The 15,736-nt window shown below is 48.7% G+C and carries 13 protein-coding genes; 5 read left to right on the top strand and 8 right to left on the bottom strand.

Annotated elements, in window-relative coordinates; all coding sequences use genetic code 11:
• A partial coding sequence (locus tag GMA8713_RS20475; RefSeq protein ID WP_157515497.1) for an IS630 family transposase occupies nucleotides 1-337 on the top strand: 337 nt, incomplete at its 5' end.
• A gap of 375 nt (nucleotides 338-712) precedes the next feature.
• Here GMA8713_RS20475 and GMA8713_RS20470 read toward each other — a convergent pair.
• Genes GMA8713_RS20470 through GMA8713_RS20440 form a run of 7 tightly spaced genes read right to left on the bottom strand, consistent with a single transcriptional unit; the run spans nucleotide 713 to nucleotide 8,617 of the window.
• Nucleotides 713-2,524 (bottom strand): ABC transporter ATP-binding protein, encoded by a 1,812-nt coding sequence (locus GMA8713_RS20470; RefSeq protein ID WP_157515709.1) that lies wholly within the window; start codon nucleotides 2,522-2,524, stop codon nucleotides 713-715.
• A 34-nt stretch (nucleotides 2,525-2,558) separates the two neighbouring features.
• Entirely contained in the window at nucleotides 2,559-3,506 is a 948-nt protein-coding gene (locus GMA8713_RS20465; RefSeq protein ID WP_062713740.1) for an acetamidase/formamidase family protein, read from the bottom strand.
• Complete coding sequence (locus GMA8713_RS20460) at nucleotides 3,496-5,109, bottom strand: ABC transporter substrate-binding protein (protein ID WP_062713736.1); 1,614 nt, start codon at nucleotides 5,107-5,109, stop codon at nucleotides 3,496-3,498. Before GMA8713_RS20460 ends, GMA8713_RS20465 begins: the two co-directional genes overlap by 11 nt.
• A gap of 14 nt (nucleotides 5,110-5,123) precedes the next feature.
• The gene (locus GMA8713_RS20455; protein ID WP_062713735.1) at nucleotides 5,124-6,050 is read right to left on the bottom strand and encodes an ABC transporter permease; all 927 of its coding nucleotides are present in this window, start codon (nucleotides 6,048-6,050) and stop codon (nucleotides 5,124-5,126) included.
• Nucleotides 6,047-6,895, bottom strand: coding sequence for an ABC transporter permease (locus tag GMA8713_RS20450; protein ID WP_062713734.1), 849 nt, complete (start codon nucleotides 6,893-6,895; stop codon nucleotides 6,047-6,049). Before GMA8713_RS20450 ends, GMA8713_RS20455 begins: the two co-directional genes overlap by 4 nt.
• Nucleotides 6,896-6,899: 4 nt before the next feature.
• Complete coding sequence (locus GMA8713_RS20445) at nucleotides 6,900-7,496, bottom strand: ANTAR domain-containing response regulator (protein WP_062713733.1); 597 nt, start codon at nucleotides 7,494-7,496, stop codon at nucleotides 6,900-6,902.
• Nucleotides 7,493-8,617, bottom strand: coding sequence for a transporter substrate-binding protein (locus GMA8713_RS20440; RefSeq protein ID WP_062713732.1), 1,125 nt, complete (start codon nucleotides 8,615-8,617; stop codon nucleotides 7,493-7,495). Before GMA8713_RS20440 ends, GMA8713_RS20445 begins: the two co-directional genes overlap by 4 nt.
• 550 nt (nucleotides 8,618-9,167) lie before the next feature.
• Here GMA8713_RS20440 and galE point away from each other — a divergent pair.
• A complete protein-coding gene (gene galE / locus GMA8713_RS20430) occupies nucleotides 9,168-10,175 on the top strand; it encodes a UDP-glucose 4-epimerase GalE (RefSeq protein WP_062713730.1) in 1,008 nt (335 codons plus the stop codon).
• Between the two features lie 79 nt (nucleotides 10,176-10,254).
• Here galE and ppsA read toward each other — a convergent pair whose 3' ends face one another.
• Nucleotides 10,255-12,630 carry a phosphoenolpyruvate synthase gene (ppsA, locus tag GMA8713_RS20425; RefSeq protein WP_062713729.1) on the bottom strand — a complete coding sequence of 792 codons (2,376 nt, stop codon included), beginning with the start codon at nucleotides 12,628-12,630 and terminating at the stop codon, nucleotides 10,255-10,257.
• A gap of 170 nt (nucleotides 12,631-12,800) precedes the next feature.
• Between ppsA and ppsR the strand changes: the two genes are divergently transcribed.
• The 3 genes from ppsR to GMA8713_RS20410 all read left to right on the top strand — a co-directional run bounded on the left by ppsR (nucleotide 12,801) and on the right by GMA8713_RS20410 (nucleotide 15,729).
• Nucleotides 12,801-13,637 (top strand): posphoenolpyruvate synthetase regulatory kinase/phosphorylase PpsR, encoded by an 837-nt coding sequence (gene ppsR / locus GMA8713_RS20420; RefSeq protein WP_082111454.1) that lies wholly within the window; start codon nucleotides 12,801-12,803, stop codon nucleotides 13,635-13,637.
• 77 nt (nucleotides 13,638-13,714) lie between these two features.
• Nucleotides 13,715-14,614, top strand: a complete 900-nt coding sequence (locus GMA8713_RS20415) for a LysR family transcriptional regulator (RefSeq protein WP_062713728.1) — start codon at nucleotides 13,715-13,717, stop codon at nucleotides 14,612-14,614.
• Nucleotides 14,615-14,664: 50 nt separating this feature from the next.
• Nucleotides 14,665-15,729, top strand: coding sequence for a helix-turn-helix domain-containing protein (locus tag GMA8713_RS20410; RefSeq protein ID WP_062713727.1), 1,065 nt, complete (start codon nucleotides 14,665-14,667; stop codon nucleotides 15,727-15,729).
• Nucleotides 15,730-15,736: the final 7 nt, after the last annotated feature.

The raw sequence follows: 15,736 nt of genomic DNA, 5'->3' as shown, positions 1-15,736 counted from the left end.
AAAGAAAGACTCAGACCTATTCATTGCCATGCTGGAGAAGCTAAAGTGGCACTACCGCCGAGCCAAAAGTGTCACCTTGATACTGGATAACTACATCATCCACAAAAGTAAAAAAACGAAGGCTTGGCTCAAGAAGAACCCAAAGTTCAGGCTGCTGTTCCAGCCCGTTTATTGCCCTTGGGTCAACGTCATAGAACGATTGTGGAATGCTCTCCATGAGACAATTACTCGGAATCACAGGTGTAAACATATGTGGCAATTGCTCAGGAAGGTGAAGCACTTTATGGATAACGTATCGCCGTACCCGGGAGGTTGCCACGGCACGGCGAAAATGTAGCACTATTCGGATCAGTTATTTAGTAAGTTAGGTGTGTTTTCACTCTCTGCCCGGAAGATCACTATTTTGTGCGACTGGTTACTGATTTTCTTGACATTGCAACACTGATACAAAGATAGATAAGAAACACGTCAGTGACGATTCTCAATGAAACAACTAGATAATGCCTAGGGTATTGATGACTGAGGCCGCTGACGATCTTTACTCTTGCACCCTAAACGGGAAGGGACACGCGCTATTTAAAACCCCGACGAGCAGAAAGCACATCCGCAAGCGTGAAACTGTCTGCCGATACCTAATGTCGTCAAGAGCAGGTTTCAAGCCTTTGGTGCAATAAGCATTTCCAGCTGCTTTTTATCGTCAAGAGCGGCGTCATTAGTGGCTGTTTCTTTGCTTTGCAACCATCGGTGGTTGTTGTGATGGAGCCTTGGATTCGTTTCTTTTGACTGAGCCTTCCAGTGCCACAATGTGGTCGCTGTCTATATGGTCATATTGCACGGCTTCACAAGGCATCGATGCATCGTGAATGAGCTCTGGCATTTTGTGGCTTGTAAGCGAAGGAGAAAGATCCCGTTTGATATTTACGTCTGCAATAGGGACCGCCTGCATTAGGCGTTGGGTATAGCTGTGTCTTGGTGATTTCAGTACCTGATCACGCGGTCCCATTTCGACAATTGTCCCGCCATGCATAACAGCGACCCGATGCGACACTTGCTCTACAACGGCCATGTCATGTGAGATAAACAAGAAGCTGATACCCAACTGTTTTTGTAGCCGTTCAAGTAGCGACAGCACTTGGGCCTGAACGGAAACATCAAGCGCTGAAACAGGTTCGTCTGCAATAATCAGTCTGGGTTGAGAGGCAATCGCCCTTGCAATTGCGATGCGCTGACGTTGTCCGCCCGAAAATTGATGGGGATAACGCTCCATATGTTCGGGCAACATATCCACTTGCTCCAACAGCATGGCAACATGATCAGTCACCTCTTTGGGTTTGCAGACTCCATGAAGAAGCAGAGGCTCACTTAACAGGTATTTAATGGTTTTTCTGGGGTTTAATGAACTGTAGGGGTCCTGAAAAACCATTTGGATGTCTTTGCGAATGTGCCTGAGTGCCGGCCCTTTCAAACCGTTAAGCTCTTGCCCATTGAGTGTGGCACTGCCACGAAAGGGCAGCATATTCATCAATGCTTTTCCGGTGGTGGATTTCCCACAGCCACTTTCACCGACTAACCCTAGCGTTTCTCCCTGCCGTATAGAAAATGAAATACCCTTAACAGCACGAACCTCAAGTGTTGTTTCTTGCCACCAGGTTTTAGGAATGGGGAAATGCACCGAGAGGTGGTTAACGTCCAGCAAGGTACTTTCCGTCGCCACGTTTTCTGCAGGTTTAGCATGACCCAGTTTAGGTATGGCTGCGAGCAATGATTGCGTATAGGGTGATGAAGGGGCAAGAAAAATGCTACGTACATCGGACTGCTCTTCTACCACCCCTTTATTCATGATGACGACCCGATCCGCCATCTCAGCGACTACCCCCATATCGTGAGTGATCATTAAAACGCCGGCATTGAAGTCGTGCTTCAACTCATTCAATAACGAAAGAATTTGAGCTTGAATGGTCACGTCCAGCGCGGTGGTGGGTTCGTCAGCAATCAGGATCTTGGGTCGACAGACCAGGGCCATCGCAATCATGATACGTTGAAGCATACCGCCTGACATTTCATGCGGATATTGGTTTATCCGCTTTTTTGCATGGGGCACTTTCACTGCATCCAGCATGGTGATAGCGAGCGCCTTTGCACTTGCAGTATCCATGTTTTGATGTGCACGGATCGCCTCGCAAAGTTGCTGGCCTGCGGTCATCAGAGGATTGAGTGATGTCATAGGCTCTTGAAAAATCATGGCAATGTCATTGCCACGCAGAGCTTTTAGTGATTTTTCAGGGAGGGTAAGTAAATCTTGCCCCTGAAACCAGATATGCCCCCCGGTGACCTTGGCGACAGGAGGAAGCAGCCCCATGATAGCGGTGCTGGATAAGGACTTGCCACTGCCGGATTCGCCCGCAATGCATACGGTCTCACCGGCATTCAATGTTAACGATAGTTCATTCACCACAGGGTGAAACTGCTTTCCCGTTGCAATCGCTATCGACAGGTTCTCAACTGATAATAGCGCCTTATCCATCACCGTATCATTCATCGCTAATGACAGCCCATACTTATTCAAATACCACATTCGGTAAATAGAATGAGACTACCCAATTGGGCATGTCGACGATTTCGCTGATCCTCAGATCACCGCACACGGAACAAAGCATATACGCTTGTTCAGGTGACATATGATGCTGGGCGACCAAGAGATCGATCATCTGACTCACTGCACTTTTGGCCCCCTCCATCAGGTCTGGTGCGACCCCTGTAGTGACCTGGTAGCCTTTACTGTCAAGGTGACGGGTTACAGGACCTGAGGTTGTGAAGTACGGTGAGTCAATTTTGAGGTTGTTCACCACATCAAGCTCCACGACCACGTTCATCGGACTTTCAATGGCTGTCCCGCACACTTCGCCATCGCCTTGCGCAGCATGGGTGTCACCAATTGAAAACAGCGCACCTTCTACCTCAATAGGAAGATACAGCGTGGTACCTGCCGACAAATCGCGAATATCCATATTACCGCCAACACGGCGGGGAGGAACCACAGAATGGCTCCCTTTTTCCGCCGGTGCGACACCAATGGTGCCGGCAAAGGGTTTCAATGGAACCTTAGCGATACCGCTGAACGCAGCAGGTGCTAACGTCGATGCATCATAGGACCACACATTTAACGCGGCGTTTTTGAACTGATCCGCGAGCAGGCCAAACCCCGGTATGTTTGCCGTCCAACCAAACCCGCTGGGCTTGAACTCGTGAATGGTCAGCTTCAGCACATCACCGGGTTTTGCGCCATCAACATAAATGGGCCCAGTGACGGGATTGATTTTATTGAAATCTAAGCCCGGAATATCGGCCACTGATGAAGAGCGGTTTAGCTGTCCGCCTGAGCTGTCGAGACATTCAAACTCCAAGGTTTGACCGCGCTCGACGAGGAACGCGGGTTCAATGGCGTTATCCCAACCATGATGGTGATGAACGCTATGAATGGTTTTGATTATTGAGTCATTGCACATCTTTCGCCCACACATTTTCATAGTTAACAGGAATGTGAACAGGGTCGACAAAGAGGCTTTCGCCACCGCCCAGTCGCTCTGAACGGATGGTATATCTGCGTTCGTTAAAGACAGGCACCCACGGTGCATCTGCCATCACATCGATATAAATGCTTTCCCACTCTTTCATGCGAGCGGCTTGTTGGTCTTCAGCAACCATGGCATCAGCGATTGCAGCGCGCTCATCCAAGCTTTCATTGCAATACCATGCCCAGTTCCAGCCGCCGTCTACTGCACCGCCGCATCCTAAAATGGGGCCATAGAAATTGGATGGATCAGGGAAATCTGCAATCCAGGCCATACCACCGGACCAAATCATGGGGGCTTGCTGTGCATCGCCGCCCGCCGCAATCACATTGGCTTGGGCGAGTGCTTTGATGTCAGCTTTGATGCCAATTTTAGAAAGATCCTGTTGAATGGCTTGCGCAATCCTTGGTTGTGGGTCGGTATTGGCCACATAAAGCTCAGTGGTGAATCCATCGGGTAGACCGGCTTCTGCCAGTAACTTCTTCGCACCCTCAGGATCGTAAGGGTAGCCCTCGTAGCTTGTTGAATAACCTGGCATGGCGGGAGGCAGTGGTTGATTGGCAGGGGTGGCTCGGCCATTAATGATCTGGGCAGTACGACGCTTATTGATTGCCATATTGGCCGCCTGACGTACTTTCACATTGTCAAAAGGCTTCATTTTCACATTCATGGTGATGTAGCCAGTATGAAGCTGGTCACCGGCGATGATCAAAGACTTATACTGAGGATTGTTCTTAATCTGAAGGAATTTGGCAGGTGGAATACCATCGCCTGCGATGTCGACTTCCCCTTTTTCGAGTCGTAATAAGGCAACGATAGGCTCTTGTCCGACTTCAAACCGGATTTCATCTAGGTAGGGCAAGCCAGGTTTGTTGTAATCCTGGTTACGGACAAATGTCAGATTTTGTCCCAGTTTCCATTCGTCCAACTTAAATGCGCCTGTCCCAACAGGGTGCTTGCCGAAGTCAGCGCCCCATTTTTCCACTTCTTCCTGAGGCACGACGAATGAGAAGTTGATGGCAAGCACATGAAGGAAGGTGGCATCAGGACGGGCAAGCTGAAAGCTCACTGTTTGGTCATCCAGCACCTTAATACTGTCCAGCCCTTTTGACTGACCACTGTTAAATGCATCAAACCCTTCCAACGAACCAAAGAAACCCGCGCCGGGGCTTTGCGTCTCGGGGTTCACTGTCCGCTCGATGGAATATTTCACATCCGTTGCCGTTACTTCACGCCCATTATGGAACTTGACGCCGTCTTTGAGTTTGAAGGTGTACGTTTTGCCGTCATCTGAGATGGTGTAGCTTTCGGCGAGATCCGGCACTAGCTCGGTGGTACCCGGCTTGTAATCCATCAAGCCATTAAACAGGCTTTTGATCATCGACCAGTTTTGCCAGTCGTAACCAATGGCTGGGTCCAATGTCGAGACATCGTCTTTGTAGGTTACTATCATACTACCACCTTGCTTGACTTCCGCCATTGCGACGGCTGAAGCCAGCAAACAAGACAGTGCTGTGGTCATTACGAGTTTTTTCATCATACAACTCCTTTTTACAGCTTTTTGAGGTCAATCCTTGGATCAATAAAGGGTGAGACCAGATCCGCCAGCAAATTTGCCAACACGATGGCGACCGCCGACACCAGGGTGACACCGACAATGATCGGTATATCAACCCGCTGAATGGCTTGCCACGCCAGTTGGCCAATACCTGGCCATCCAAATACAGACTCCACCACCACCATGCCGCCAATAAAAATGCCAATGTCGATCGCGATCATTGAGACGATTGGAAGGATGGCATTAGGTATCAAGTGCCGGAATATGATCCGGGTACGTGAGAGTCCTTTTGCCTTTGCAGTGCGGATATAGTCTTGATGCATGACCTCAATCATTGATGAGCGCATCATGCGTGCATACCAACCACTGCCGAGAATGCCCAGTGTCACGGCGGGTAAAATAAGATGTTTCCATTCGCCATAACCACCAATAGGGAAAAGAGACCAATGCACAGCAAAGAGATACAAAAACAGCATTGCTGCCACAAAGTGGGGGGATGAGACACCAACAAAGGAGAAAATCATCAGCCCGCGGTCAATAAGGCTGTTACGGTTCAGGGCTGCTACAACCCCCAAAGTTAAGCCAATCACCAATTCAACCCCAATCCCCGCCATCATCAATTGCAAGGACGCGGGTAAGCGTGCAGAAATCAAGGTCGATACTTCTGTTTTTTGTAGCCAGGAGCGGCCCATATCACCTTGCAATAATTGGGTAAGATATCGCCAATACTGCTCATAGAAGGGTAAATTGAGGCCAAGTTGCTCGCGGATATTGGCGACGGTTTCGGCTGTCGCACTTCTGCCTGCGATCTGTCGGGCTGGGTCTGCGGGCAGTAAGTACAACAGCAGATAGGTAATAAAGGTGACACCCAACAAAATCAGGGCTGCGTGAAAGAGCCGCTTTATCAGGTACTGTGTCATTGCGCGTCTCTTCCATTCAATGTGGGGTCCAGCTCATCACGCAGGGCATCGCCCAGAATATTGAAGCAAAGCGAGAGCAAGATAATCACAAACCCCGGAATGAACACCAGCCATGGGGCGACGCTGAAATACGTTTGGTTTTCAAAAATAATATTTCCCCAACTGGGGATCGGCGGCTGAACACCAATGCCGAGGTAAGATAAGGTTGCTTCCAGCAATACGGTTGTCGAAATACCTAGCGTACCCCAAACTAACATCGTAGGAATAAGGTGAGGCACAACGTGAAAAAACAATATTTTCCATTCAGGCACCCCAACGGCTTGTTCCGCAGCGATGAAGTTTTTTGCACTGATGGCAAGGGTTTCCGAATAGATAACGCGTGCGATTTGGACCCAATTCACCATAGCGATAACCATCGCCACAATCCATAAGCTCGGCGTGAATATGGCTGCTAGTGTGATTGCGAGTAACAGTGCTGGAAACGCCATCATTAGATCCGTGAACCGCATGAGAATCGAGCCAGTCCAGCCTTTAAAATAGGCGGCGACCACCCCAACCAAGGTACCAATCAAAATGGCAATGCCATTGGCGACGACACCAATCAGCAGGGAAGTTTGAGAACCATAGATTAGGCGTGACAAGAGATCGCGCCCCAAAAGATCAGTACCAAGCAAAAAGGTGTCATTGGGGGCAAGTGGTGCTCCTTCCAGTGTCAGCCCTTCGAAAAATTGTTCCGTTGGGTCATAGGGAGCAAGATGTGTTGCACCCAAGGCAAGCACTACCACAAAGAGGATTACGGCTATGGACAAAAACACTGAAGGACGTGAAATGAGGGACTTCAACATGGGTTTAGTCTTCCCCGTTAACCCTGGCGAAGCTGATATTGCCTTGCGAAAGCTCTAGACAAACTTGCTCTAAGGGGACATTCCGCTGCATGGAATATTTACGCAGCCGTGTGTAAGCCACAGGCTCAGGCACCCGATATTTCTCCATGATGCCAATCACTGCTTCGATAACGATAGGTCTAAGTTTTTGCCGTAACCTTAAGGTTTCTAACTCAAGGCGCATTTGCTCGTGGTGTTGGAATAGTTTCATTGCTGTGTGAAAAGCGGCATACAAACTGGTTTGATTGATGGGTTTTACCACTACAGACATCGCCCCAATGCTGATGGCGCGCTCGATCTCAACTGGTGAGCCGTGCGCGATGAGCCCAACAATCGGTGTGGTACTGGGTATAGTGCCTTGTACCTTTACATCATTGAAATAATGCAGAATATCTATCAAAAACAAGTCGATAGGCTTAGTGCTGGTAGAATCGTTATCAAGATGTGCTGAGAGGTGGCATTCGATGCCCATTCTCTCCGAGGCTTTGGCAATCTGCGAACAGGCTCTGTCGTCATCAGAAATCACGGTGAACCGGTTAATTGACATCGAAGGCCGCTTCATTTGACCACCTCCAGTCTTACAGTCCTTTTCTGCCATTCAACATCCACTAAAAACTGCTGAGCGATCAGGTAGGGGTTGGGTTCAATAGGAGGGGAGCAACTCACTACATTAAATTCGTCACCGTGCCGTTCACCGATAAAGCAGGGGAGGTTAACGTGTTGGTTTTTGGCAATAGAGAGCATATAGCCCATCGGCGAGTCGATATTTACCTGCTGGAGGACAGAGCGAACGGCTTGCACATCATTAGAACCAGCGATCTTTATGGCATTCGCCAAGCTGAGTACCGAAAGATAAGCCCCTAAGAAATTGCTTGATACTGGCTTACCTTCCCCAAGCGTGCGCTTTACCTTTTTGACGAATACGGGATTGACGGTTTGGAAGAAAATCAACGCAGTGAACAACCGAAGGTTAGGTAAGGGGGGAATACATCTGAGCTCGCATTCACTGAGATTACTGCTTAAAACGGGCAAGGGCTGTCCCTTCCAGACGTCATTAAGATGGCACAAGAAGGCATAGCTGGATTTTCCAACTAAGTTATTAATCACAAAGTCGGGGCGTTTTGCCAAGATATTATCGATGGCTGAGCGAAATTCCGTTGTATCGAAGCGGTAATAGGTGTCTTCGATGATTTCGCCGCCGATACTTTCAATCGCATCACGCGCAATGCGGTTACTTTCCCATCCCCAAACATAATTGGAACCCATCAGCGCCACGCGTTTACCGAAAGTGGGGACCGCAAATCTCAGAATTTGTAGCAGGTTTTGATTGGGGCAGGCACCGTGATACACCACGTTTTCATCACACTCATACCCCTCATAAGGGCTGCCATACCAAAGTAAGCCCTGATGCTCATGAATATCTGCGATCACTTCTTTTCGGGCGCTGGATGTGATGGTGCCAACAATGTGCTTGATGCCATCTCCCAATAGGCTTTGCGCTCCTTCAATGTACGCATCAAGGTTACCTTTGGGATCGACATGTACCCCTTCTAGCTCAAACGGGTATTGGTCATCAAGGTTGATTTTGTTAATAGCGTATTTGGCGCCGCGCAAAGCATCGTAGGCAATGCTGTGATACGTACATTCAGAAGAGTAAAGTAACCCAACGCGATGTGTTTCCATACATATACCTGCGTCGTCTTGTACCCGACGAAAATCCATTTAAACAAAAAAAGCCTAAGCGATTTCGTTTTACCGAAAGCGTTTAGGCTTCTTTACCTGCAGTAATTGTGGTCAATCGTTGAGGCTTACATTTGATGATCAGCAATGCTCAATGTTAGAAAACAAAAAAATGTCTTGTAAACTCGACCGACAATGTTTAGCGCTTTTGAAACGCTTAATAATGAAACGATTACTATCAAATGACACATAAATCAAAGGGAGATGGGAAGGTTATTTCTGAAATATTAATAATGAAACAAAAGCTCAAAAAAGAGACAAAGACAAATGCGAGAGCCGTCAGGGATGGGCTATACCCAAAAAGTAAATCACCTAGTCCGTTATACCCAATTTCGAGCAACCCAACTGATTTTGCGTTTGATACTGTGATTTTTAGCTGATTCGGCGTGCGCCACTGGCACTTCCTATATGCTCAGGTATAGTGGTCGACATAACAAAACCGTACTTGAATTTAGGCACGGAACCTAAAATCGCAACCCAATTGAGATTTGACATGAACGTACTTGTAACTGGCGGCGTTGGCTATATTGGCAGCCATACCTGTGTTCAAATGATTGAAGCAGGCCTGAATCCCATTCTTCTCGATAATCTTCATAATAGTAAGCTCGCGGTGCTTGGACGTATTGAGAAACTGACGGGCAAAAAGCCAACGTTTTATCAGGGCGATATCCGTGACAAAGCTTTTCTGACGTCTGTTTTCGAAAAAGAAAACATTGATGCAGTGATTCACTTTGCTGGTTTGAAAGCTGTTGGTGAGTCGGTTGAAAAGCCGTTGGAATACTACGATAACAACGTCAATGGTACCTTGGTGCTGGTGGATGCAATGCGAGATGCGGGTGTTCACTCGCTGATCTTCAGCTCATCGGCGACTGTTTATGGTGATCCTGCCTCTGTACCAATCCGCGAAGATTTCCCAACGTCTGCGACCAATCCTTATGGCCGCAGTAAGCTGATGGTGGAAGAGTGTTTGACTGATTTCCAAAAGGCAAACCCAGATTGGAGCATTACGCTGCTTCGCTACTTTAACCCAGTAGGCTCGCACAAATCCGGTGAGATGGGCGAAGACCCTCAGGGCATTCCGAACAACCTGATGCCGTTTATTTCACAAGTGGCCGTTGGTCGCCGTGAATTCCTGTCTGTATTTGGTGACGACTACCCAACCTGTGATGGCAGTGGTGTGCGTGACTATATCCATGTCGTCGATCTAGCTGAAGGTCACCTTGCTGCGTTGGACAAAGTAGGCAAGAAAGCGGGCTTACACATCTACAACCTCGGAACCGGTGACGGTAAGAGTGTTCTAGAAATGGTTGCGGCATTTAGCAAGGCATGTGGCAAAGAGATCGCGTATCAAATCGCACCGCGTCGCCCGGGTGATATTGCAGAGTGTTGGGCTGATCCTGTAAAAGCGCAGCAAGATCTGGGATGGAAAGCAACCCACACCCTGAATGACATGGTGGAAGATACATGGCGCTGGCAGTCAAAGAACCCTCAGGGCTACTAATCGCTGAAGGCACTTGACCCTTTTACGTAAAAAAGCCGCTCATCAAATGAGCGGCTTTTTATATCCACCAAATAATGAATTAGGCCTTGGCAGCAACCTTGCCAAGTTTCATCCAGGTATCAACCACGGTATCCGGGTTGAGGGAAACAGAGCTGATACCCTGATCCATCAGCCATTGCGCCAAATCATCGTGATCGGATGGTCCCTGACCACAGATACCAACGTACTTACCTGCTTTGGTGGCGGCATCAATCGCCATCTTCAGCATGGCTTTCACCGCTGGGTTGCGCTCATCAAACAGATGCGCGACATCACCGGAATCACGGTCAAGGCCGAGCGTCAACTGAGTCATGTCGTTTGAGCCAATTGAGAAGCCATCAAAGTACTTCAGGAAGTCTTCCGCCAACACCGCATTGGATGGCAGTTCACACATCATGATGACTTTCAAACCCTGCTCGCCGCGGCGAAGGTTGTGCTTCGCCAGAAGGTCATTCACTTCTGCTGCTTCACCTGTAGTGCGAACGAATGGGATCATGATTTCAACGTTCTTCAGACCCATCTCGTCACGCACGCGTTTGATCGCCTGAGTTTCCAATTCGAAGCAATCTTCAAACACTGGCGAGATGTAACGTGAAGCACCACGGAAGCCCAACATTGGATTTTCTTCATGAGGTTCGAACTCGCTGCCACCAATCAGGTTACTGTATTCGTTCGATTTGAAGTCTGACATACGCACGATGACGCGCTTCGGCCAGAAAGCGGCACCAATGGTCGCGATTCCTTCGGTCAGTTTGCTGACATAGAAATCGACCGGATCTTTGTAACCGCGAATGCGCTCATTGATGGTTGCTTTCAGCTCGTCGCTTTGTGCGTCAAAGTTCAGCAGGGCTTTCGGGTGAATACCAATCATCTTGTTGATGATGAATTCAAGACGGGCAAGACCGACACCTTCGTTCGGAATTTGGGCGAAATCGAACGCACGGTCCGGGTTACCCACGTTCATCATGACTTTGGTCGGTAGCATTGGCAGTTCGTCTACTGCAGTTTGGCTGACCGCAAAGTCGAGCTTACCTTCGTAAACGTAACCGGTTTCACCTTCTGCACAAGAGATAGTCACTTCCGCACCATCACTCAGTTTGCTGGTGGCGTCGCCACAACCGACGATAGCTGGAATACCAAGCTCACGGGCGATAATTGCCGCATGACAGGTACGACCGCCGCGGTTGGTGACAATCGCAGAAGCTTTCTTCATCACCGGTTCCCAATCTGGGTCAGTCATGTCAGTAACCAGCACATCGCCGTCCTGTACCAGTGACATTTCATCCAGTGATTTCACGATACGGACACTACCGTTGCCGATACGCTGACCGATAGCGCGACCTTCCACCAAGACACCCGCTTTGGCGCTCAGCTCATAGCGCTCAATCACGTTACCTTGCTTCTGCGAGCAGACCGTTTCTGGACGCGCTTGAACGATATATAGCTTGCCGTCGATCCCGTCTTTGGCCCACTCAATGTCCATTGGACGTTTGTAGTGCTTCTCGATGATCATCGCTTGCTTGGCAAGCTCTGCGATTTCATCATCATTCAGCGAGAACTGGCTTTGCTCTTCTGCTGAGGTGTCGATGATTTCAACCTGCTTACCAATCACCTGACTGTCAGCGTAAATCATCTTGATCAGCTTGGAGCCGAAAGTACGTTTAACTACCGCAGGGTGACCCGCTTCCAGCAATGGCTTGTGCACATAGAACTCATCAGGGTTTACCGCACCTTGCACCACCATTTCACCAAGACCCCATGAGGAAGTGATAAACACCACCTGATCGAAGCCTGATTCGGTGTCTAGCGTGAACATCACGCCAGATGAAGCTTTGTCTGAACGCACCATGCGCTGAATGCCCGCAGACAGAGAGATACCACGGTGATCAAAGCCTTGATGCACACGATAAGAAATGGCGCGGTCATTAAACAATGAGGCGAATACGTGCTTGGTTGCCTCAAGCACGGCATCAATGCCTTTGACGTTCAGGAAGGTTTCCTGCTGACCTGCAAAGGAGGCATCCGGCAAATCTTCGGCAGTCGCAGATGAACGCACAGCAACGGAAAGCTCCGAATTTCCGTCTACCAGCGTTTCGTAATTGTTTCGGATATCCTGCTCTAAATCAGCAGGGAAGGGGGCATCCAGTACCCATTGTCGAATTTGGGAACCGGCTTTGCGTAGGGCTTCAACATCTTCAATATCCAGTTCATCGAGCACTTGGTGAATACGATCATCCAGACCTTCGTAATCAAGGAACTGGTTAAACGCAAACGAAGTGGTCGCAAACCCATTCGGGACAGAAACGCCCACATTGGCAAGGTTGGAAACCATTTCGCCCAGTGAAGCGTTTTTGCCGCCGACCTTGTCAACATCATCCATGGACAGGGTATCGAACCAGAGGGTGTTCTTTTGCATGTCTTTCTCCAGAAACTATGCAGTTTTTGTATTGGGTTTTGGGCGGTAAACCTTAAGTTTGGGCTAAAAAAACGCTATGGGTTTCAAAAGCTGAGCAAACGTTAATGGCTGACCATTTGTTGTTATTGTTATGTTTGTATCCTAATAAAATTTTGCGAGCAGATTAACCTTTGAAGCACACAGAAATTCAAACCCGAGACGTCTTTTATGTCTCGGACGGGACAGCCATCACATGCGAGACATTAGGGCATGTTGTTTTGGGTCAGTTTTCCTTTGTCCCAAACGAGAAAACCTTCCCTTTTGTCGAGTCTGAAGACAAAGTGGCGGATTTGGTTAAACAGATCCAACAATCCCACGATAAACATGGGGTAAAACCGCTGGTTTTCTTCTCTATGGTCGTGCCCGCCATGCGTGATCAACTGCTGCAGGCACCAGCATTTTTCTACGATGTTCTGGAAAGTATCGTCCAGCGTGTGGCCGAAGACACACAAATCGAGCCCAAACCAAAACTTCAACGTTCCCGCAGTGTCAGTAAGGATTCAGACACCTACTTTGACCGCATTTCGGCGATTGAATACACCTTGGCGCACGATGACGGCATTTCTTTAAAAGACCTGGATAAAGCCGACATCATTCTGCTGGGTGTTTCTCGCAGCGGTAAAACCCCGACCAGTCTCTACATGGCGATGCAATTCGGCCTTCGCGTAGTGAACTATCCGTTTATCGCGGAAGACATGAAAATGCTGCGTTTATTGCCGGAATTCGAGTTCCAGCGTCACAAGTTGTTTGGTTTGACGATTGAGCCAGAACGCCTGACCCAGATCCGTCAGAACCGGCTTTCAGGCAGTGAATACGCCAGCAGCGAGCAGTGTGAACAGGAGATCGCAACGATTGAATCTTTGTTTCGTCGTGAAGCGATTCCTTATATCAACACCACCTCATTGTCGGTTGAAGAAATCTCCACCCGAGTACTGGAGAAAACTGGTCTCAAGCGTCGGTTGTTCTGATCCTAGAACGTGGTCGTTTACTTTCTCTAAGAAAAAGAAATAATGGTCTTAATTGTTTCTCAGAGTGAGTGAATGCTGTGCGCGCGGATGATCTGATTCTCTTTTCCCAAGTGGTTGAGCTGGGCAGCTTCAGTAAAGCTGCCGAACAAAGCAGCCTGACAAACTCAGTTGTCAGTAAACGTGTTGCTCGTTTAGAAGAAGAATTAGGCGTTCAGCTTCTCTACCGCACGACTCGCAAGCTCACACTGACAGAAGCGGGAAAAGCCCTCTTACAGGGGGCTAAAAACGTCAAACAGGCTACCCAAGAAGCGGTCGATTCTGTCGTGGGGTTTGGTGAGAACATCAGCGGACATATTAAGATGTCGGTGCCAACCATTTCCGGTGATTTGCTACTGGCAGATGCAGTAGCAGAGTTCTGTTACCAAAACCCTGGCCTGACGGTTGATATGTCGCTCGACAACAAATTCGTCGACCTGATTGAAGGTGGTTATGACTTGGTTATCCGCACAGGATATCTCGAAGATTCAAGCCTGATTGCCCGCCATTTTCTTGATTCCCAATGGATAGTTTGTGCTTCGCCGCAATACATTGCCCAGCACGGAAAACCCGTCACACCTGAAGCATTGGTCGACCACAATTGTCTTCAATACGCGTATCAAACCACGGGGGCGTCGGACTGGGAATTCAAGGCGAGTAAAGGTAACTACATCGTCAAAGTGTCCGGCAGTTTCTCCACTGACAATGCTACTGCACTTCGCAAAGCTGCACTGGGCGGCTATGGCATAGCTTATGTGCCGCGCTGTTTGGTTTACCACGACCTGTTGGAAGGGACGCTGATTGATATTCTTCCTGAGCAAGTGGGTAAGAAGCTCGGCATCTATGCCGTGTATCCGTTTACCCGACAGCCTCCGACCAAGGTGAAGGCGTTGATCGAACATATCCGCAGTCGGTATCTGGACATCGCGCATTACTTCTAAGTGACGAACGAATCCCTCTCATTGTGACGAGCTGAATTTAAAGGACAAAAATGCTCTCTATTCCTTTGCCATTTGTGGCGTCGTTGATGTTGCTCTTCGGTGCGGCGATCATTTTCAATCGTTCACACCACCAGTCAAACCGTGCTTTCTGGTTTTTGGTTCTGTGTGCTGCTGCGACCGCGGTCGTGGGTTTGAGGTGGACGACGGATATTAGTTTCTTCCGCACGATCCAACCCATGTTAGGAGCGTGCCTTCCTGTCGTGGCATGGTGGTGTTTCTCTCATGCACACTCGAACAAGCCTCTCAGTAACGTTCACTGGATTGGTCCTGGGTTGGTGGCATTGTCCTCTGCCAGTTATCCATATCTATGGTTGGGGCTAACAGATGTATTGCTGGTGATTTTGTACCTAGTCTATGGTGTGTGGTTACTGTCTCTTTCTTTCAGCACCGCAGACAAGGTAAGGCTCAGCGACACAAATCAGACAAGTTACTCCGAAAGAGTTGCGGGTGCACTGTTACTGTTTTCTGCATTCATTGATGGGGCAATCTCCTATGACTTTGTCGCGTTTGGTGCTGAGCACACAGGCTTCATTCTGACGTTCAGCTATCTAATACTGATACCTGTCATGGGTATGCTGGTGGTGATTGTTGACGGAAGTGTGCCTTCCCAAGAGCAAGTTCCCGAAGGAGAAGTGTTTGAGGCGAATGACGCTGAGTTGGCTCTCAATGACCTAAATTCTGAAGTGGATCACGAACCTGGACCCATCACTGACGAGAATGATGAGGCGCAATCGGTTGTCGCGAAATTGGATGAGATGATGGAGCAAAGGGAGCTGTTTAAAGACCCTGATCTGACGTTAAATAAGCTGGCAAGGAAACTGGGTATTCCGGGGAGAAAAATCTCTTCATCGGTGAATCAGGTTTGTGGGGAGAATATCTCCCGCGCAATCAACCGCTATCGGATTGAGCACGCCAAGTCTCTGCTGAAAAACAGCGACTTGGCGATCACTGAGATCTATCTTGCTGCGGGCTTTCAGACTAAATCTAATTTCAACCGAGAGTTTTTGCGAATCACCGAAAAAACGCCCAGCGAATTTCGAAGCGGCACCGTTTGATTCCTGT

The sequence above is a fragment of the Grimontia marina genome, assembly GCF_900060185.1.
Taxonomy (GTDB): Bacteria; Pseudomonadota; Gammaproteobacteria; order Enterobacterales; family Vibrionaceae; genus Enterovibrio; species Enterovibrio marinus.
This window is presented reverse-complemented; position numbering and strand designations above follow the sequence as displayed.

What these genes read in the sequence shown, in the direction of transcription:
- GMA8713_RS20410 (WP_062713727.1), top strand. Translation starts at nt 14,665, where the DNA reads ATGCTCTCTATTCCTTTGCCATTTGTGGCGTCGTTGATGTTGCTCTTC.
- GMA8713_RS20455 (WP_062713735.1), bottom strand. Translation starts at nt 6,050, where the DNA reads ATGACACAGTACCTGATAAAGCGGCTCTTTCACGCAGCCCTGATTTTG.
- GMA8713_RS20440 (WP_062713732.1), bottom strand. Translation starts at nt 8,617, where the DNA reads ATGGAAACACATCGCGTTGGGTTACTTTACTCTTCTGAATGTACGTAT.
- GMA8713_RS20465 (WP_062713740.1), bottom strand. Translation starts at nt 3,506, where the DNA reads ATGTGCAATGACTCAATAATCAAAACCATTCATAGCGTTCATCACCAT.
- GMA8713_RS20470 (WP_157515709.1), bottom strand. Translation starts at nt 2,524, where the DNA reads ATGGATAAGGCGCTATTATCAGTTGAGAACCTGTCGATAGCGATTGCA.
- GMA8713_RS20460 (WP_062713736.1), bottom strand. Translation starts at nt 5,109, where the DNA reads ATGAAAAAACTCGTAATGACCACAGCACTGTCTTGTTTGCTGGCTTCA.
- GMA8713_RS20450 (WP_062713734.1), bottom strand. Translation starts at nt 6,895, where the DNA reads ATGTTGAAGTCCCTCATTTCACGTCCTTCAGTGTTTTTGTCCATAGCC.
- GMA8713_RS20445 (WP_062713733.1), bottom strand. Translation starts at nt 7,496, where the DNA reads ATGAAGCGGCCTTCGATGTCAATTAACCGGTTCACCGTGATTTCTGAT.
- ppsA (WP_062713729.1), bottom strand. Translation starts at nt 12,630, where the DNA reads ATGCAAAAGAACACCCTCTGGTTCGATACCCTGTCCATGGATGATGTT.
- galE (WP_062713730.1), top strand. Translation starts at nt 9,168, where the DNA reads ATGAACGTACTTGTAACTGGCGGCGTTGGCTATATTGGCAGCCATACC.